The sequence below is a fragment of the Nonomuraea sp. NPDC049625 genome (assembly GCF_040675285.1).
Lineage (GTDB): Bacteria > Actinomycetota > Actinomycetes > Streptosporangiales > Streptosporangiaceae > Nonomuraea > Nonomuraea angiospora_A.
This window is the reverse complement of record NZ_JBFAOQ010000024.1, coordinates 36,428-53,521: the sequence shown is the minus strand read 5'-3', so window position 1 is coordinate 53,521 and position 17,094 is coordinate 36,428. Positions and strand designations below refer to the sequence as shown.

Here is a 17,094-nt window from a genome sequence, read left to right as displayed (position 1 = left end):
GACGAAACCTGTCAGACCCGCGGAACGAGCGACTCCCTCGCCCGCCTCGCGGGCAATGTCCATCCTCCCTCCCGCCGGCTGATTCCCTCAGGGGCGAAAGACCTTTAACCCCGGCCCGTTCGGCCTGATCTGGTCGGCGCAGACGGCTCGGTGCGGGCCATACCGGCGATTCTCGACGCAGACGCCCTCACGCCCCCGCTCCTTCTCGAACGAGCTGGGGCGGGACCGTTCAGCCTTGTGGCCGGCCGTGGCAGTGCCGGCCAGGTCCATGACGACTTCATCGCCGGCCCGGTGGACTCGGCGGACAAACTCCTCTAGCTCATCGGCAGTCGCCAGGTCGGGTTCCCCGCTGACCATGATGATGGTGACCCCTGCCAGGTACTGCCGCCCAAGGGCGATCCCCGCAAGCTGGGATTCGGCGCGGTCGGAGAGGGCGGCGTACGCGTGATCAATTCGGATGTCGTCCGATGGGCGGATGTGACGCATGAGGAGATGCCCGAAGTGGAGAAGCGCGAGCAGGCCGAGGTGTCGCGCCGTGCTCGCCGCTTTCGCGGCGATCGCGCACCGATCGACCTTGCGGGCCGTACGGTGATCCTGGTTGACGATGGGATCGCCACGGGCAGCACCGCTCGGGCCGCCTGCCAGGTGGCTCGTGCGCGCGAGGCCACGCGAGTGATCTTGGCGGTCCCTGTCGGAACGACTTCACCCAGATCACCGACGAGCAGGTGGTCGAACTGCTGCAGCGGGCCGCGAGGTCGATGAGCCGGTAGGCCTGGGCACGAGAGATCCGAAACTCGCGGCGGCGCACTCATCCCGAGATCCATATCCGCCTGCGGTGCGCACGCCGCGTCCGCTCAGCCGGGACCGTGACTGCCTGCCGTGCCTCGGCGAGCGGCTGCCCGGCTCTAGAAAGGCTAACGGTGTTAGCCTATGCTGATCGATATCAGCTAACACCGTTAGCCGTTGCGAAGGGGGACGTCATGAGCGTTGAGGCCATGCGGGGCCGGGGATGGGGCGCGTGGGTGCGCTGGGCGGGGTGGGTGCTGCTCGCCGGATTCCTCGGAGCGTTCGCCGTGTTCGAGTCGGCGAAGTACGGGCTGCCGACCACGGCAGCGGCGGTGGCGTTCTTCCTGCTGCCGGATCTGTCCGGCAAGGTCGCGGGCGGGCGGCGCTGGATCGTCGCGGTCGCGAACTCCGGCTGGATTCCGGTCGTGATCCTGGTCGGCTACTCCCTCTCACCGATCGCCTGGCCGCCGCTGTTCACCGCCGGGCTCGGCTGGGCGACGCGGCTCGTAGTCGGACGGGTGGTGCGGCGTGGTTGAGCGCCGCGAGCAGATCGTCGCGGCCGCGTTGGAGCTGCTGGAGGCCGACGGCCGCGAGGCGATGTCCATGCGGAGCATCGCCGAGCGCGTCGGCATCCGGGCGCCGTCGCTCTACAAGCACTTTCCCGACAAGGCGGCCGTCGAGCTGGAGCTGACCGTGATCGGGCTGACCGAGATGACCGAGGCGCTCGAGGCCGCCGAGCCCGGGCTGCTGCCCTGCGCACGCGCCTACCGGAGCTTCGCATTGGCGCGGCCGCACCTCTACCGGCTGACAACCACCAATCCGCTGCCGCGGCTGTTGCTGCCCGAAGGACTCGAGGAGCGGGCCGCCGGTCCCATCCTGCGCGCCATGCACGGCCGCGCGGATCTGGCCCGCGCGGTGTGGGCGTTCGCGCACGGGATGGTGATGCTCGAACTCGACGGCCGGTTTCCGCCCGGAGCCGACCTGGAACCCGCCTGGACCGCGGGTTGCACGACCTTCCAATGAGAGAATCGGTTCGATTAGGTGGTCGGCGCCCAGGAGGCCGGTGCGCCGGTGCGTCCTGGGCGTGCCACGCCGCCGCCGGATGAACGTTTCATCAGCTCGCCCGCCGTGACAGTGCGACCGCGCCCGGTCAGCTCTGATCGGCCCGCTTCGGCACGCGGCGGAAGAGAGCGGGCCCTTGACGGATCTTCTCGCGTCATGTTTGCTCCGCCACACCACCACCTCAGCAGGCCGGTGTGGAAGGAGCCCCGGATTGACCACAGTGATGTTAACGCTAACAACGGCATCGGAAGCCGCCGCCGGCATGCCGAAGGGGACAGCACCCGACCGTGCCCGCCGTGGGCCGGTTACGGCGACCTCTCAGCACGATGCCAAGTCGCCGATCCTCACCGAAGGAGGTCCTCGTGTCCGCAACAGGCAGGCCGGAGCGCAAGGGCATTAGCGCAAAAATTGCTACTCGATTCGACCTGCCCCCTGACCGCCACGAGGGTGGGAGCATGCGTACGTGGGGACGATGGTGCGCCGCCGCGCTGATGGCCGTGGCCTTGGTGGTAGCGGGTACGGCGATGGGGGCGGGGATAGCCGTCGCGGAGTCCAACGGCGGGGTGCGGGTCATGCCGCTGGGCGACTCGATCACCGAGGGCACGCAGGTGCCGGGCGGGTACCGGATCGGGTTATGGCAGCGCCTGGCCGCCGGCCGCTACACGGTCGACTTCGTCGGGTCGCAGTTCAACGGGCCGGGCAGCCTGGGTGACCACGATCACGAGGGCCATCCCGGGTGGCGGATCGACCAGATCGACGCGAACATCACCGGCTGGCTGCGTACGTATACACCGCGCACGGTGCTGCTGCACATCGGCACCAACGATGTCCTGCAGAACTACAACGTGGCCGGTGCCCCGCAGCGGCTGTCCACGCTGATCGACCACATCACCACAGCCGTGCCCGACGCGGACGTCTTCGTCGCCACCATCATCCCGCTGTCCAACGCCGGCCAGGAGTCGGCCGCCCGCACCTTCAATGCGGCGATCCCCGGCATCGTCCAGAGCAAGGTGAACAGCGGCAAACGTGTCCACCTGGTCGACATGCACAGCAAGTTGACGACCTCCGATCTGATCGACGGCATCCACCCCACCGCCGGTGGTTACGACAAGATGGCCGCCGCCTGGTACGGCGCGCTTCAATCGGTATCGGGCAGCATCGGCCAGCCGGGGAGCGGCACCCCTGGTGCGGGCGCGATCAGGGGTGTGGGGTCGGGCAGGTGCCTTGATGTCTCCGGCGCCTCGCAGGCGAACGGCGCGCAGGCGCAGATCTGGGACTGCAACGGCCAGGCAAACCAGCAGTGGACGCCGACCGCGAGCGGTGAGCTGCGGGTCTACGGCGGCAAGTGTCTGGACGTCTACGGCGCCGGCACCGCCGACGGCGCCAACGTCATCATCTGGGACTGCAACGGCCAGACCAACCAGCAGTGGCGCTTCAACTCCGACGGCACCATCACCGCCGTGGGTGCGAACAAGTGCCTGGACGTGCCGAACTACTCCACCGCCAACGGCGTGAAGCTCCAGATCTGGTCCTGCGGCGGCGCCGCCAACCAGCGCTGGACCCGCTCTTGACGCATGACATCCCGGTGGATCGCCCGGAGATCTCCCCCGACACCCCGGTAGGTAGAGGAATCAGATGCGCAGAATCCTTGGCTTAGCAGTGGCGGCGGTACTCGCGGCCGGCTCCGTCGTCGCGATCGGCAGTGAGACGTCGCCGGCCGCCGCGCTGGACAACGGCCTGGCCCGCACGCCCCAGATGGGCTGGAACGACTGGAACAGCTTCGGCTGCAACGTCAACGACTCCCTGATCCGTCAGACGGCTGACGCCATGGTCTCCAGCGGCATGGCGGCGGCGGGCTACACCTACGTCAACATCGACGACTGCTGGTCCACCAAGAACCGCAACTCCAACGGCGACCTGGTGCCGGATCCGCAGAAGTTCCCCAACGGCATCAAGGCCGTGGCCGACTACGTCCACTCCAAGGGGCTCAAGCTCGGCATCTACTCCTCGGCCGGAACCACGACGTGCGCGGGGTACCCGGCCAGCCTGGGCAACGAGCGACGGGACGCGGCCCTGTGGGCGTCCTGGGGGATCGACTACCTGAAGTACGACAACTGCGGTGATCACCGGGGCCAGAACGGGCAGCAGCGGTACACGGCCATGCGGGACGCGCTGGCCGCCACCGGGCGTCCGATCGTGTACAGCCTGTGCAACTGGGGCCAGGAGAGCGTGTGGACCTGGGGGATGCCGGTAGGCAACTCCTGGCGCAACACCGGCGACATCGCGGCCAACTGGAACTCGATCACGGGCATCCTGGACCAGCAGGTCGGGCTCGACGCGTACTCGGGCCCCGGCGGGTGGAACGACCCGGACATGCTGGAGGTGGGCGTCGGCGGGGTGACGGGGACCGAAGGCCGCGCGCACTTCAGCCTGTGGTCGCTGCTGAACGCGCCGCTCATCGCCGGAAACGACATCCGTACGATGAGCGCCGACACGCGTACGATCCTCACCAACACCGAGGTCATCGCGGTCAACCAGGACTGGGGCGGCAGACAGGGCCACAAGATCAGCGACAACGGCAACCTGGAGGTCTGGCGCAAGCCGATGTCGAACGGCTCGGTCGCGGTCGTCCTGCTCAACCGGGGCACCTCGACCTCGACGGTCTCCACCACCGCCGCCGCCCTGGGGCTGGGGTCCGCGTCCTCCTACTCGGTGCGCGACCTGTGGGCGCACACGACGTCCTCCTCGTCCGGGACGATCAGCGCGTCGGTCCCCGGACACGGGGCGGCCATGTACGTCGTGACCGGAGGGGGCATCGTCACGCCCCCGCCCACCGGGACGATCAGGGGCGTGGGGTCGGGCAGGTGTCTTGATGTCTCGCAGGCGAACGGCGCGCAGGCGCAGATCTGGGACTGCAACGGCCAGGCGAGCCAGCAGTGGACGGCGACCGCGAGCGGCGAGCTGCGGGTCTACGGAGGCAAGTGTCTGGATGTGTACAACCGGGGCACCGCCGACGGCACCAACGTCATCATCTGGGACTGCAACGGCCAGGACAACCAGAAGTGGCGCTTCAACTCCGACGGCACCATCACCGCCGTCGGGGCGAACAAGTGCCTGGACGTGCCGAACAACGCCACCGCCAACGGCACCAAGCTGACCATCTGGTCGTGCAACGGCGGCGCCAACCAACGCTGGACCCGCGCCTGAGCCTCGCGAAGGCGCCCAGGCCAAGCACCGTCCACTCTGTCGACCGACGGCCCTGCGCCGCGACCTACCGCACCACCGACCTGTGGTCCGGCGGCTACCAGGGCGAGGGTCACGGTGACGGCTGTGGCCTGTGCGCGACGACGCCATGAACGGCCGCGTTGGGTGCACCGCTGTGGTGGTGCGCCCAACGCGTCTTGTCCGCCCGGAAGCTCAGCGCCACCATGACCGGCGCGTGGCAAGGGGGCGGAGAGGACTGCGGTCGATCGTGCGTGATCAGGAATCGCTCTCTTGGCCGCCGTAAGCGCTCAGCAGCCGGTCGTGCTCCGCCCGGGTGAGGGGGAGCACCGAGCCGTGCTTGGCTCCGGGGGGCAGTTGGTAGCTCGTCGAGGGCATCCATTTTCCGGAGTCGAGATCGGTGGTCTCGAACGGGACGTAGTTGCGCCCTCCGAATTCGTCGATGAACATGTACCACCTCTCTTCGGTGTTCGACTTGAACACGGCCGGTCCTTCGCCACGCTCGATCTCCCCGTCGCCGATGCGGTCGGCCACGAAGTCATAAGTGGTGGAGGTCAGTTCTCGGGACTTCTCGGCGGTGATGAGCTTGGCGCTGGGCGCGGAAGGCGTCCGGTCCCGCTCGTCCTTGGTGTAACGGTAGTAGACGCCGTTGTGCTTGATCACGGCCGAGTCGATGACCGCATGCCCTGGATCGTGCCAGATCCTGGGTTCGCTGAACTCGCGGAAGTCGGTGGTGGTGGCGTACAGCATCCGGTTGTGTGTCGTTCCGGTGTGATCCGGGTCGTCCTGGGCGTAGAGCTTCGAGGCCCAGAAGACGACGTACTTGCCGAGTTCTTCGGCGTAGCACGCCTTCGGTGCCCAGGTGTTGCCCGCGGTGTCGCCGGAAACCTTGACGAGGCGCTGACCGGTCCAGTTGACCAGGTCCGTGGAATCCCAGACCACGATCGACTTGCTGCCGGTGCGCTCGGCTCTGTCCCAAGTGAGCTGTACCAGGTCCTCGTCGCCGCCGGACGTCAGCAGATCCGTGGCGATCAGGTGGAACCTGTCGCCCTCGGGGGAGCGGATCAGGAAAGGGTCGCGCACTCCCTTGGTGCCGAGGTCGGAGGTCAGGATCGGCTTTCCGGAATTCAACTCCCGGTAGTGCAACGGATCGTTGCCGAGGCTGAGCGCCATCCGGATCCGTTCGTCGTCGGCGGCGGGGCTGCCGACGAAGTAGACGAGCAGGTAGCCGGCGTAGACCGGTTTCGGCTGAGGCACAAATGCTCCTGAGCAGAGGGAAAGGACGGGTGCGCAGGGACGTACCCGCCGGCAGGGCGACCGTGATCCGTGCATTGTCCGGTGGTGAGAGAGATGTTCCGGGCCTGCGGTGTCCAGCGTGGGGGCCGACATGTGGGGATGCGGTGAGGTGCTCGCTCGTGTCGCCCGGGGTGTTCTCCAGAGAGAACGAGTCTGCGCCGCCGGTCGACCGCGACGAGCCCGTCCGGCTCGATCTGCCCCCCATGGCCTGAAGCGTGTTGGAGGAGGCTGTGATCAGGGGTGGTCAGCGACCATGGACTCTCACCTCCTTGACCTCGGCCGGAGCCCCTGGGAACACGAGCTTCACCGCGTGCAGCGCGCAGCCTCGCAGGTCGAACGACATCCGCCGCTCGGTGGTGCCGGTGGCCACCTCCTCGGCGGCCTGTCCGCCGGAGACCTCCAGCCGGTACGGCACGGCGTCCGGCTCGCCGAGGAGCACCGTGACGGTGTCCACTCGCCACAGGCCCTCGAGGTCCACGCGGATCCAGGCGCCCGGCTGGTTCGTGGCGCTGATCCAGCCCTCGCCGGTGGAGTAGTCGGTGATCAGGTGCGCCGGACGGTCGGGCAGTGAGCCGCTGCTGAAGACGGGCCGTTTGGCCGACAGCAGGCGCGGGGCGCCGGAGGAGGGCACGAACGAGCGCGAGGGCGGGCCGGGGGCCAGGCGGCGAGGTCGGCCACGCCACTGTTCCCCGCCGACGGCCTCGATGGTCAGTTCCGCCGGGGCCAGCCCGTCCGCGACGGCCCGCAGCGTGTTGGGGCCGGCGAAGTAGGAGCGGAACTCGATCGCGCCGATCCCGTCGAGCAGGCCGCGATTTTCGGGGGACAGCGTGATCGAGGTTCCGGTGGGGAAGACGCCGCCGCCCTCGACGACCTCGATGCGCACAGGGCGTTCGTCCGCGACCACGTGGCCTGACGCGTCGAGGAGTTCCACCATGATCTGGGCGTCGTCGGTGCCGTCGGTGGCGATCGTCATGCGGTCCGCGCTCAGCCGCAGGGCGGTCGCGGTGCCGGGGAGCGGCCACGGGGGCGGTTCGACGCCCCGAAGCTCGCGACGGTACCAGTACCAGGACCGCAGCGGGAGGCGGAAGTAGTCGATGAAGCCCATGCGGGACATGTCGGCCACGATGCTGCCGTGATGCATGCCGCACCAGAGCACGATGCCCGACCGCCAGGGGTGCGGGGTCTCGACGCCGTGGGCGTACCGGGGGCCGTAGGCGCCGGGGCGGTCCTCGATGAGGCTGCCGTACTCGGAGACCAGATTGGGCCACGGCGGCTTGTGGTAGAGCGATGCCCCGTCGCCGTTGTAGCCGGCCACATCCCCGAGTTCGTCGAAGCCGCGGCGCTGGGCGCCGCCCACCGCGGCCGGCCGGGTGGGGTCGAGCTCGTGCACCAGGTCGACCAGGCGACGGGTCAGGTCCTTGGCTTGCGGGATCACCTCGTCGTCGCTGAAGAACACCTCGTTGCCGGTGCTCCACGCGATGATGCTGGGGTGATTGCGGTTGACGCGGATCATCTCCGTCATCGCTCGCAGGCAGCTGTCCTCGAATTCCGCGCGGTCGGCTTCGTGCGGTGGGTAGGCGCTGGCGGTCCAGAACCCTTCGGCGCTCTGCCCGCCGATGCCCCAGAAGCACAGCTCCGACCAGAACAGCATGCCCTGGCGGTCGCACTCGGCGGCGAACTGCTCGTGGTGGGGGTAGTGCGAGCCGCGGATGAAGTTCATGCCGCTCTCGCGGATGAGCGCCACATCGCGGCGGATGCCGCTGTGGGTCGCCGCGTCGCACCACCCGGCACGGTCCTGGTGCACGTTGGCGCCGTGGATCGGCAGGTGCTCGCCGTTCAGGAAGAAGCCCTGGTCGGCGGTGAACTCGACGGTGCGCACCCCGAAGGTGGTGACGGCCTCGTCCAGGCAGCGCTCATCCTGGGTCAGGCGCTGCTCCAGCGTGTAGAGGTGCGGCGTGTCGGGATGCCACAGTCGCGCCCGGGGCAGGGTGAACTCCTGGCGGCACGTGCTCGTGGCTCCGGCCGGCACCGACACGCTCTGGCTCAACCGCAGGACCGGCTCCCCGGCCAGGTGGATCTCGGCGGTCAGGTCGCCCTCGAAGTCCGCGTCGCCGTCGTTGACCAGCTCGGTGGCCACCTCGATGACGGCGTCGCCGTCCAGCAGCTGTCGAGTGGTGACGAACGTGCCGTACCAGGCGATGCGGGTGCGCTCGGCCACGATCAGCGCGACGTCGCGGTAGATGCCGCCGTTGAACGTGTGCTCTCCGGCGCGAGGCGCAAGCCGCGGATTCCATTCGTTGCTGACCCGTACGGCGAGCTGGTTGGCCCCGGCGCGTACGGCGGTGGAGATGTCGATCGCGAAGGCCGTGTAGCCGCCGAGGTGCCGGCCCACCTGCCTCCCGTTGACGTACACCTCGGCATCCTGGAACACGCCCTGGAACTCCAGCGCGAGATACTTGCCGAGATCCTCGGGACGTATGTCGAGGACCCGCCGGTAGACGCCGCGGCCGACGTAGAAGCCGGTCTCCATGAAATACGGGATGCCGAAGGAGTGCGGCAGGCCGACGTCGTAGAGGTCTCCGTCGTCGAAGTCCTCGTCGACCGCGCCGGCGGGGTCGCCGTAGGCGAACTTCCACGCCCGGTTGATGAGCTCTCTACGACGGGTCATGACGCGTCCGTCCCGGTCTTGACGGCGGTCAGGCGCACCTGCGGGAAAACCCGATGCGCGCGACGGACTGTGCTGTAGGGCAAGGGCACGATGAACAGCTCTCCAAGGGGGAATCATGGTGGCCGTGAACGTTCACGGCCACCGTGCGAAACCTCACCGTAAAGAGCGGGTGCTTATGTGTCAATGAGCGTGCGTCAAGCGGATTCGCGCCACAGCATGCGTGGGCGCACCGTACGCCGCATGGACGGCAGCTCGGCGAAGTCGGCGGCGGCGAGCGCGTCGGCGATGTCCAGTGCGTTGCTCACCAGCGCGTGGCGATCGATGGACATCGTCGTCAACGTCGGATGCACGGCCTCGCCCAGGGTGAGACCGTCGATGCCGCAGATCCGCACCTGACCGGGGACGTCGATGCCGAGGGCGTGCGAGGCCTGCACCGCGCCGATCGCCATGAGGTCGTTGAAGACCAGCACCGCGTCCATCTCCGGATGAGCGCCGATGAGTTCGGCGAACGCCTGTCCGCCACCGGCCATCGACTCCTCGCCGATGACGACCATGTCCGCCGATTCGGCCCCGGCGAACTCCTCGAAGTACCCGCGCCGCGGGGAAGGCAGGTAGGTGGGGGAGAAGCGCAGGGAGTAGGCGGAATCGATCATGCCGATGCGCCGCGCGCCCTTGCCGCGCAGGGACTCGATCGCTTCACGCACGCCGTCGCGGATGTCGACCTCGACGGAGTGCATGCCGGGCAGGCTGCCGGTCCGCTCCAGCATCACGAGCGGGATGCCGCGGCTGGTCTTGAGGAGATCGTCGTCGTCCTGGGCGAAGTGCCCGACGAACAGGTCCACCTGGCCGGACAGCATGTCGAGCGCGCTCGCCTCGTCCTCCGTCTCCGTCGAGGCCATCACCACGTGCCAGCCGCGCTCGGCCGCGGTGTTGAGCAGGTCGCCGGCGATCTCGGTGAAGTACGGGTTGCGGAAGGAGGCCACCAGATACCCCATCGCGCGGGTCTTCTTCCGCACGACCAGGTTGCGGGCGAACCGGCTCGGCCGGTACCCGAGCCGCTGGCAGGCTTCCAGCACGCGCTGCTTGGTCTGTTCGTTGATCTCTCCCATGTCGTTGATGGCCCGGGTCACGGTCTGCCGGGAGACCCCGGCGGCCTGGGCCACGTCGTTGATCGTCACGCGTTTCGCCATCGCCGTCCTAGGTTCGGTGCCTGGATCGATCGTACTGACGGAACAGGGCCACAAGCCGTCGTCGCTCGCGACAACCTGCGGAATCCGCCCGAATCCCGACTATTGACAGCCAAACCACCGATGTTTAGGTTGTGTTTCACGCCAGTGTCGTGAACGTTCACGGTACCTGCCTCGTGAACCTTCACGGCACCGGCCCCGCCCCTGCGACCTGTGCCACGGCAGCCCCAGCGCTCCCCCCACCCGAAGGGGTGGTTCACCAGGTAGCGGGCGAGCGTGCGGATCCCATCCATCATCTTTCATGGGCCGGTGGAACATTGTCCTTCAGCGAAGCAGACCGTAACGTCTCATCCTTCGAGCCAGGCGCAGGCCGACTGAAGCCCCGCGCCGGCTCGGCCAGCAGTGCCCGCTCCATCCCCCTGGACGGTTATTGGACATTTCACCTGGCTCCCCGCCTTCGGGAAATGAGCGACGGCTTCGAGAGTCCTGACTTCGACGATTCCGCCTGGGCCACGCTGCGGGTGCCCGGGTCGTGGCAGATGGAAGGCCTCCGCGGTCCCGACGGCACCCTGCGGGAGCGCGGGCAGGCGCAATGGGGAAGACCCGCGTACACCAATGTGATCTACCCGTTCCCGATCGACCCGCCTCACCCGCCGGACGCCAACCCGACGGGGGAGTACCGCCGGGCCTTCGAGGTGGACAGGCCTGGAGCCGCGAGCTGGGTGTTGCGGTTCGAAGGCGTGGACTCCCACTTCACCGTGTGGCTCAACGGGATGGAGCTCGGCTGGGGCACCGGCAGCAGGCTGCCGACCGAGTTCGACGTGACGCAGGTGCTGCGGGAGGGGCCGAACGTCCTGGCCGTCCGGGTGCACCAGTGGTCGGCGGCGAGTTACCTGGAAGACCAGGACATGTGGTGGATCTCGGGGATCTTCCGCTCGGTCTCCCTCCTGGAACGTCCAGTGGGTGCGATCGGCGACCACTTCGTCCAAGCCGACTTCGATCACGAGGCAGGAGAAGGCATCCTCCGCGTCGAGACCGACGTCCCGGCCGTCGTCGACATCCCGGAGCTGGGCGTCACCGGCCTGCCGGCGGGCGAGAGCCTCCGCATACCCGGCGTCGGCCCATGGAGCGCCGAGACCCCGAGGTTGTACGCCGGGGTGCTCACAAGCGAGGGGGAGTCCATCGAGCTCCGGATCGGGTTCCGGACCGTTCGGGTCGTGGACGGGCTCATCACCGTCAACGGGTCGCCGGTGCGCTTCCGCGGCGTCAACCGGCACGAGTGGCATCCGGAGACGGGCCGCACGCTCGACCCGGAGACGATGCTGGCCGATGTCCTGCTGATGAAGCAGCACAACATCAACGCGGTGCGGACCAGCCACTACCCGCCGGACAGCCGCTTCCTCGATCTGTGTGACGAGTACGGCCTGTGGGTCATCGATGAATGCGATCTCGAGACCCATGGCTTCGTCCAGGTCGGCTGGGATCGCAACCCTTCCGCGGACCCGCGGTGGAGACCCGCCTACCTGGATCGGGTCGAGCGCATGGTCGAGCGCGACAAGAACCATCCGTCCGTGATCATGTGGTCGATGGGTAACGAGTGCGGCGTCGGCGACAACCTGCGGGCGATGGCCGAATGGGCCCGCAGCCGCGACAGCACCCGGCTGATTCACTACGAGGGCGACTACGACAGCTCTTACGTCGACGTCTACAGCCGGATGTACGTGGACATCGGCGAACTGGAGCTCATCGGCAAGGGCGCCGACGAGCGCACGGTGGATGCCCAAGCGGACGCCCATCGTCGCGCGCTTCCGGTCATCCTCTGCGAGTACGCCCACGCGATGGGCAACGGCCCGGGCGGCCTGGCGGAGTACGAGGAGCTGTTCGACCGGTACTCGCGGCTGCACGGTGGATTCGTCTGGGAGTGGATCGACCACGGCATCCTGCAGCGCGCGACCGAGGGCCCCAACGCCGGGCAACTGTTCTACGCCTACGGGGGCGACTTCGGGGAGGTCGTGCACGACCGCAACTTCATCGCCGACGGCCTCGTCTTCCCTGATCGAACTCCGTCTCCCGGGCTGCTGGAGTACAAGGCGGCGATCGCGCCGGTGGTCCTGTCCATCGACAACGACAGCACGCTGACCGTCCGGAGCAGGTTCGACCACATCGACACCTCCGGCCTGGTCTTCGCCTGGCTGCTCGAAGAGGACGGCGCCGAGCTGGGCGGCGGCACCGTCGAGGTCCCCCCTGTCCCTCCGCGCGGCACTGCCCGGGTCCGGCTCGACGACACCATCGCCGAGCTGGCCCGCGATGCCGCGGGCGAGATCGTCCTCACCGTGCATGCGTCGCAGGCCAAGGAACGTGACGGCGTGCCCGCCGGCCACGAGATCGCCTTCACTCAGCGGATCCTGGCCGAGGCCCGGCAGCAGGAGACCGGCTCCACTGAGGGCCTTCCGGTCGTGGTGTCCCAAGGCGGCTATCGACTCGGCGACGCCGAGTTCGACTCCGACGGGCGGCTCGTCATGCTGGGTGAGCTGCCGGTGCTCGGCCCTCGGCTGGATCTCTGGCGTGCGCCCACCGACAACGACCTGGCCTGGCTGGGACAGGCGAAGGCCTGGCGTGATCTCGGCCTGGACCGGCTCGAACACCGTACCGCCCGGGTGCAGCCAGGGGATGGCGAACTTGTCGTCGAGACGGTGAGCATGGCCGCTGGACGGGAGGCCGGGATGCGGACCCAGATGATCTGGTCCGCGAGTCCCGAGGGCGACCTCCAGCTGCGCCTCCACCTGAGCCCGGTCGGCCGGTTCGACACCGGGCTCGCCGCTCTCATCCACGACTCCGGCCGGGTGAAGCGGGGCACCGTACCGCGACTGGGCATCCGCATGGGGCTACCCGGTGGTGAGGCGACGCTGGAGTGGTATGGCCTCGGCCCGGGCGAGAACTACCGCGACAGCCGGATGGCGGCCCGGCTCGGCCGTCACCGGGCCACGGTTGCCGAGCTGCAGACCCCTTACGTCCACCCGCAGGAGAACGGCAACCGCGGGGCCGTACGTTCCGCGGAGATCTCCTGGCAGACCGGTGAACGAGTGAGCATCACCGCACCGTCCGGCGTCGACGTGAGCTTGCGGCCCTGGACCAGCGAGGCCCTGGACGCGGCGCGGCACACCACCGATTTGGTCCCGGACGGCAAGCTCTGGCTCAACCTCGACATCGCCCACTACGGGCTCGGCTCGGCCGCCTGCGGCCCCGACGCATGGCCGGCCCACCGGCTGTACCCCCATACCTGCTCACTCCTGGTCCGCCTCGCCCAGGTGCGGTGACGCGGCCATGAAGTGGAGTGCCGCCAGGCGGAGTTTCCGGCGCTATTGGCAGCTCTACCTGCTGATCGTCGTGCCGCTGGCCTACTTCGTGATCTTCAAGTACATCCCGATGACGAACGCGGTCATCGCGTTCAAGGACTACAGCGTCGTCGACGGGATCTGGGGCAGCGAGTGGGTCGGCCTCAAGCACTTCTCGGCGTTCTTCGCCAACCCCGTCTTCTGGAAGCTGGTCGAGAACACCTTCCTGCTGTCGGTGTACTTCCTGCTGGCCGGCTTCCCCATCCCGATCATCCTGGCCCTCGCGCTGAACGAGGTGCGGCTGCGTGCCTTCAAACGCACGGTCCAGCTGGTCACGTACGCGCCCTACTTCATCTCCACCGTGGTCGTCGTCTCCATGGTGATCCTGATCCTGTCGCCACGGATCGGGCTCATGGACAGAGCCTTCGGCTTCTTCGGCGTGGACGCGCCCGACCTCCTGGGTGACGCGGACTACTTCCGCCACATCTACGTGTGGAGCGATATCTGGCAGACGGCGGGCTATTCGGCCGTCGTCTACATGGCCGCGCTGTCGGGCATCGACCCCAGCCTGTACGAGGCGGCCCGAGTCGACGGAGCGACGCGCCTGCAGAAGATCGTCCATGTCGACATCCCGGGCCTCATGCCGACGGCGATCATCATCCTGATCCTGGGCGTGGGCAACATCATGGCGGTCGGGTTCGAGAAGGCGTTCCTCCTGCAGAACCCGCTCAACCTCGGCAACTCAGAGATCATCGCCACTTATGTCTACAAGGTCGGCCTGCTGAACGCCGACTTCAGCCAGGCCACCGCGGTAGGCCTGTTCAACTCGTTGATCAACCTGGCGCTTCTCATCGGGGTCAACTTCATCGCCAAGCGTGTTTCCGGGAGTGGTCTGTGGTGACCGGCACAATGACGCGGACCGCGGAGAAGAGGCGCCTGCGCCCCGGCCGGGTCAGGGACTCCGGTGTCGACCGCCTCTTCATGGCGTGCGTCTACCTGCTGCTCATCACGTTCCTCGCGGTCGTCCTCCTCCCCTTGATCTACATCCTGGCCAGCTCCTTCAGCAGCCCCAACGCCGTCTCGTCCGGACGGGTGTGGTTGTGGCCGGTCGATTTCTCGATCCGGGGCTACGAGGTGGCGCTGAGCAATCCGCAGATCGTGACGGGCTTCGCCAACTCGCTCTTCTACACCGTCGTGGGCACGGTCGTCAGCGTCGTGCTCACGATCGCCATCGCCTATCCGCTCTCCCGCAAGGATTTCTACGGACGCAACGTCATCACCGCGTTCATCGTCTTCACGATGATCTTCGCGGGCGGGCTCATCCCCACCTACCTGGTCGTACAGAAACTCGGCCTGCTCGACACCCGCTGGGCGCTGATCGTGCCGGGGGCGATCGGCGTCTGGCAGGTCATCATCGCCCGCGCCTACCTGCGCAACAGCATTCCCGACTCGCTCTACGAGGCCGCCGAGATCGATGGTGCGAGCAGCCTGCGCGTGCTCTGGTCGGTGGTGCTGCCGCTGGCCAAGCCCATGATCGCGGTAGTCGCCCTGATGTACGCGATCGGGCAGTGGAACGCGTACTTCGACGCGCTGCTCTACCTCAAGAGCGACGACCTCTACCCGCTCCAGCTCGTACTCCGCAACGTGATCATCCTCAACACCCAGGCCGGCGGCCAGATGGACGCCGCCATCATGATGCAGCGGCAGCAGCTCGCCGACCTGCTCAAATACTCCCTGATCGTCATCTCCACGGTTCCCGTGCTGCTGATCTACCCGTTCGTCGCCCGCTATTTCACCAAGGGAATCATGATCGGCGCGATCAAGGGCTAGTCCGGCGGCCGTCCTTCACCCCCCGAAAGGCATGACCCATGTCCACCCTGCCCAGAAAGCAAGCGGCCCTGCTGGCCGCACTGTCGCTGGCCGCCCTGCCCATTGCCGCCTGCTCGTCGTCCGGCGAGAAGCCCGCAGCCCCGGCAAGCCAGGGAGGAATGACCGAGCTCACGGTCTTCATTCCGCAAGGCGCCGACCAGAATCTCCAGACCAACGCCTACACCAAGCTGCTCAGCGGCAAATTCAAGATCAATTTCAAGTTCCAGACGACGACCTACGACGCCGGCCCGGCGGCGGAGAAGCGGCAGATCTCGCTGGCCAGCGGCGACTACCCCGACCTCTACCTGCTTGTCCCGTGGGTGGACCAGTTCGCCCGGCCCGAGTTGCTCAAGCTCTCCAAGCAGGGCGTGATCCTGCCGCTCAACGACCTGATCGCCAAGTACGCCCCCAACATCCAGAAGGCGCTGGAGACGACCCCCGCCTACAAGACGATGGCCACCGCGCCCGACGGCAAGATCTACGGCCTGCCGGAGTGGAACGACTGCTTCCACTGCTCCTACCAGGCCAAACTCTGGCTCAACACGGACTGGCTGAAGAAACTCGGACTGTCCATGCCGAAGACGACCGAGGAGATGCGCACCGTCCTGCGGGCCTTCAAGACCAAGGACCCCAACGGCAACGGCAAGGCCGACGAGATCCCGCTCACGGCCGCCACCGGCGATCCGCTCCTGACCTACTTCATGAACGCCTTCATCTACGACCCGCGCGGGGCCGGCGTCGCCGCCTCGACGCTCGCGTTGAACAACGGCAAGGTCCAGCTCCAGGCCGCGCAGGCCAAATGGCGTGAGGGACTGCGCTACATCGCCTCCCTCTACAAGGAGGGACTCATCGACCCGGGTGCCTTCACCCAGAACGGGGACGCGCTGAAGGCCAAGGGGGACAACGCCGACGCAGTGATCGTCGGGGCCGGGACCATGCTCCACCCGGCGCTCATGGTCACCCTGGGCCAGAAGGACGGGCGGGACAAGGACTACGACGCGGTGCCCCCGCTGACCGGCCCGGAAGGAGTCGGCTACACGTCCTACAGCTCGCCCAGCCTTCCGGGCGCCACGTTCGTCCTGACGAACAAGGCCACCGAGCAGGACCAGATCGCCGCCATCAAGATGCTCGACTACATCTTCACCGACGAGGGGCAGGTGCAAGGCCAGTTCGGCCAGGAGGGCGTCGGCTGGAAGAAGCCGGATGACGGCGACGTGGCCCTCGACAAGAACCTGAAGCCCCTGTACGAAGTGCTCCCCGCCAAGCCGGGTGCGCCGCCCTCCAACGCCGGATGGGGAGCGCTCACGCAGTACAACAGCACCAGGGCGTTCCGCGACGCCCAGGTCCAGCCGACCGACACCGACAAACCGGAAGGCTACGAGCGAAGGCTTTTCGACGCCACCAAGCTGTATGAGAGCAAGGTGCCGAAGGACCAGATCTTCCCGTCCTGGAACCTGTGGCTCGGCACCGACGTCACCGCCGAGGCCGCGACGCTGCAGACCAACATCCAGAACTACGTGGGCCAGTCCAACCTGGAGTTCGTGACCGGCAAGAAGAACATCGACAGCGACCAGGACTGGGCCGCCTACCTGGACGGTCTCAACGGTCTCGGGCTGCAGCGGTACCTGCAGATCCAGCAGCAGGCTTACGACGCTCAGTGAGAAACGAC

13 protein-coding genes are annotated in these 17,094 nt (G+C 67.6%); 9 read left to right on the top strand and 4 right to left on the bottom strand.

The window, feature by feature from the left end; genetic code table 11:
• Positions 1 to 87: 87 nt before the first annotated feature.
• Positions 88 to 486: a hypothetical protein gene (locus AB0J87_RS56715; RefSeq protein ID WP_363982989.1), complete on the bottom strand. Its 399-nt coding sequence runs from the start codon at positions 484 to 486 to the stop codon at positions 88 to 90.
• A 6-nt stretch (positions 487 to 492) separates the two neighbouring features.
• Here AB0J87_RS56715 and AB0J87_RS56710 point away from each other — a divergent pair, with 6 nt between their 5' ends.
• The 5 genes from AB0J87_RS56710 to AB0J87_RS56690 all read left to right on the top strand — a co-directional run bounded on the left by AB0J87_RS56710 (position 493) and on the right by AB0J87_RS56690 (position 5,055).
• Positions 493 to 762, top strand: coding sequence for a phosphoribosyltransferase family protein (locus AB0J87_RS56710; protein ID WP_363982986.1), 270 nt, complete (start codon positions 493 to 495; stop codon positions 760 to 762).
• A 218-nt stretch (positions 763 to 980) separates the two neighbouring features.
• Positions 981 to 1,322, top strand: coding sequence for a hypothetical protein (locus tag AB0J87_RS56705; protein ID WP_363982983.1), 342 nt, complete (start codon positions 981 to 983; stop codon positions 1,320 to 1,322).
• Positions 1,315 to 1,809, top strand: coding sequence for a TetR/AcrR family transcriptional regulator (locus AB0J87_RS56700; protein ID WP_363982980.1), 495 nt, complete (start codon positions 1,315 to 1,317; stop codon positions 1,807 to 1,809). Before AB0J87_RS56705 ends, AB0J87_RS56700 begins: the two co-directional genes overlap by 8 nt.
• Positions 1,810 to 2,303: 494 nt before the next feature.
• Positions 2,304 to 3,419: a lectin gene (locus AB0J87_RS56695; protein ID WP_363982977.1), complete on the top strand. Its 1,116-nt coding sequence runs from the start codon at positions 2,304 to 2,306 to the stop codon at positions 3,417 to 3,419.
• Between the two features lie 64 nt (positions 3,420 to 3,483).
• Positions 3,484 to 5,055 (top strand): lectin, encoded by a 1,572-nt coding sequence (locus AB0J87_RS56690; RefSeq protein ID WP_363982974.1) that lies wholly within the window; start codon positions 3,484 to 3,486, stop codon positions 5,053 to 5,055.
• A gap of 273 nt (positions 5,056 to 5,328) precedes the next feature.
• On the opposite strand, the gene AB0J87_RS56685 is transcribed toward AB0J87_RS56690, so the two are convergent.
• The 3 genes from AB0J87_RS56685 to AB0J87_RS56675 all read right to left on the bottom strand — a co-directional run bounded on the left by AB0J87_RS56685 (position 5,329) and on the right by AB0J87_RS56675 (position 10,224).
• Positions 5,329 to 6,327, bottom strand: a complete 999-nt coding sequence (locus AB0J87_RS56685; protein ID WP_363982971.1) for a glycoside hydrolase family 43 protein — start codon at positions 6,325 to 6,327, stop codon at positions 5,329 to 5,331.
• Between the two features lie 283 nt (positions 6,328 to 6,610).
• Positions 6,611 to 9,034 (bottom strand): glycoside hydrolase family 2 TIM barrel-domain containing protein, encoded by a 2,424-nt coding sequence (locus AB0J87_RS56680; RefSeq protein ID WP_363982968.1) that lies wholly within the window; start codon positions 9,032 to 9,034, stop codon positions 6,611 to 6,613.
• 194 nt (positions 9,035 to 9,228) lie between these two features.
• The gene (locus tag AB0J87_RS56675) at positions 9,229 to 10,224 is read right to left on the bottom strand and encodes a LacI family DNA-binding transcriptional regulator (RefSeq protein ID WP_363982965.1); all 996 of its coding nucleotides are present in this window, start codon (positions 10,222 to 10,224) and stop codon (positions 9,229 to 9,231) included.
• A gap of 314 nt (positions 10,225 to 10,538) precedes the next feature.
• On the opposite strand from AB0J87_RS56675, the gene AB0J87_RS56670 reads away from it, so the two are divergent.
• The 4 genes from AB0J87_RS56670 to AB0J87_RS56655 are packed head-to-tail and all read left to right on the top strand — an operon-like array spanning position 10,539 to position 17,086.
• The gene (locus AB0J87_RS56670) at positions 10,539 to 13,538 is read left to right on the top strand and encodes a glycoside hydrolase family 2 TIM barrel-domain containing protein (protein WP_363982962.1); all 3,000 of its coding nucleotides are present in this window, start codon (positions 10,539 to 10,541) and stop codon (positions 13,536 to 13,538) included.
• 7 nt (positions 13,539 to 13,545) lie between these two features.
• Positions 13,546 to 14,457, top strand: coding sequence for an ABC transporter permease subunit (locus AB0J87_RS56665; RefSeq protein WP_363982959.1), 912 nt, complete (start codon positions 13,546 to 13,548; stop codon positions 14,455 to 14,457).
• A gap of 8 nt (positions 14,458 to 14,465) precedes the next feature.
• Positions 14,466 to 15,386: a carbohydrate ABC transporter permease gene (locus AB0J87_RS56660; RefSeq protein ID WP_363982956.1), complete on the top strand. Its 921-nt coding sequence runs from the start codon at positions 14,466 to 14,468 to the stop codon at positions 15,384 to 15,386.
• A 38-nt stretch (positions 15,387 to 15,424) separates the two neighbouring features.
• On the top strand, positions 15,425 to 17,086 hold the full coding sequence (locus AB0J87_RS56655) for a hypothetical protein (RefSeq protein ID WP_363982953.1): 1,662 nt from the start codon (positions 15,425 to 15,427) through the stop codon (positions 17,084 to 17,086).
• Positions 17,087 to 17,094 lie beyond the last annotated feature (8 nt).